Below are 2,197 nucleotides of genomic sequence, written 5' to 3' on the forward strand. Positions count from 1 at the left end.
CTCCCGCCCCTTCACCGGCCCCTTCTCCAGCGCCGGCACCGGCGCCCGCCGGCCCGACTGCAACGACCCCGCTGCGCCTGCCGCTGGAGCTGCTCGGCGCCGGCCTGCCGAGCGCACCGACCGTCGCCACGGCCAACCTGACGCTCGACGTCAGCGGCGTCGGCGCCGCCACCGAGCTGTGGCTGCGTTGCCATCGCTGCAGCTTCTTCGGTCCTCCGGAACACGAGGCGACCAGCGAGACGCCGGCCGCCGTCAAGGCGAGCCTGCGCATCCTCGGCGGCACCTCGGCCGCCAACGCCGGCGCCATCCCCTGGGTCGAGATCACCGACGCCACGATGGTGCTGGCCGATGCTGAACGCGTGCAGGGTGGTCTGAAGCGCGGCGGCGGCCTCTACACCGCGCGCATGAAACTGACGCTCGATGCGGCCACGAAGGCCCGTCTGGTCAGCGGCGTGAACCTCGTGCAGTTCCGCTTCAACGGCAGCGACGGCGAATCGAACGGCTACCGCGTCATCGATCTGCAGCTCCGCAACGCGCAGGGACAGAGCCTCGCGACCAACGCGGTGCAGCGCACCGACATCAACGCCGAGAAGGTGGCCGGCCGCACGCTGACCGCCGACGTCGCCGCGGGCGAGAAGCTGTGGAAGGCCGAGAACACGCTGCTGAAGTCGACCCTCGTGCCGCGCCAGATCCGCGCGGCCTGCGCGTCCTGCCATGCCTCGGACGGCCGCGACCTGCAGTACTTCAACTACTCCAACAACTCGATCGTGCAGCGCTCGCGCTTCCACGGCCTGACCGAGACGCAAGGCGGGCAGATCGCCGCCTACCTGCGCTACGCGCTGCGCGACATGGCGCACGTCGCGCAGGCCGCGCCGTGGAATCCGCCGTATCAGCCGGGCGCCGGGCTCGACAGCAAGCCGGTGACCGAATGGTCCGCCGGGGCCGGTCTGGATGCCGTCCTCGATTCGCCGAGCGACGCGGTCAAGGCGCTGTTCGGCAAGCCGCTGGACGGTTCGGCGCTCGCGCTGACGCAGGCCGACGTCGACAAGGTGATGGACGCCAACGCGACCCTCAACACCCGCGAGGTTCCGCTGCCCATCCAGTTCCCGGACTGGAACTCCTACCTGCCGGCGATGCATCCGCTGGACATCTGGCCCACGGGCGCGGACGCGGCCGGCTCGTTCGAGAAGGGCGCGACCTTCACCGCGGACAACCGGCGCCTCGATCCGCTGGGCACGGCCAAGAAGATCACCGCCTGGCTGGAGTCGCACCGCTCCGCCACCTTCGGCGACTGGAGCCACCTGACCCCGCAGCAGCGCAACGAGATCCAGAGCCTGCTCAAGCCGTCCGGCTTCGAGCTGTACGCCTTCCTCGGCGGCGGCCGCGGCAACCACCTGGCCAAGACCGGCCTCTACGGCTCACAGGTCGGCGCCGCGCAGCTGCAGAAGCTGGCCTCGCCGACGCGCGTCGCCACGGAGCCCGCGGCCTTCACGACCAACGCCTTCATCGAACGCGTCGTCGGCAGCACGCTGCAATGGAACCTCGTCCAGCAGTGGGAATGGGCGCAGCGCTACGGCATGGAAGGCGACCAGCGCTGGTTCATCGGCGACTACGACGCCACGGCCAAGACCTGGGCCGGACGCGGCGAGAAGCGCGGCTGGCCGTTCAACACGGTGAGCGCCTTCTTCCTGGCGCCGCACATGGTCTACCAGCAGGACACCGACGCCACCGGCAAGATCACCCGCGAGTGGCAACTCGCCTGGGAGACCGGCAACAAGCTCGGCTCCTACACGCGCACCAATGCCTGGTACCAGATGCAGGTCACGCTCAACCCGGGCGCGCAGAGCGACTGGGTGAACTACTCGGTGGACTGGCCCTATCTGACCGGCTTCGACTCGCTGCTGTCGCAGACGCTGGGCGACGGCACGCCGGCCCAGTCCACCGCCGCACTGATGAGCGACATCCGCCTGCTGCAGGCGCGCATCAAGTCGGCGCAGTTCGTCAACAACAACATCCCGTTGTGGGTGCCGACGGACACGCGGTCGATCATCAACAACCGCGGCCGCTTCAGCAAGGCGGCGGTGGTCAAGCACCTGAACCCGATCAACTTCATGGAGGCCGTCTCCACGCAGGCGACGCAGAGCTCGCCGTTCCGCCGCCTCGACAAGCTGCAGGCCGGCCTGACCCTGAAGCTGCT

At 69.5% G+C, this 2,197-nt stretch carries 1 protein-coding gene; it reads left to right on the forward strand.

Annotated features, from left to right (window positions below; genetic code table 11):
* A partial coding sequence (locus VF536_RS14420) for a hypothetical protein (RefSeq protein WP_331615552.1) occupies positions 1 to 2,197 on the forward strand: 2,197 nt, incomplete at both ends.

Origin of the sequence: Roseateles sp., from assembly GCF_036486225.1 — a bacterium.
GTDB lineage: Bacteria > Pseudomonadota > Gammaproteobacteria > Burkholderiales > Burkholderiaceae_C > Roseateles.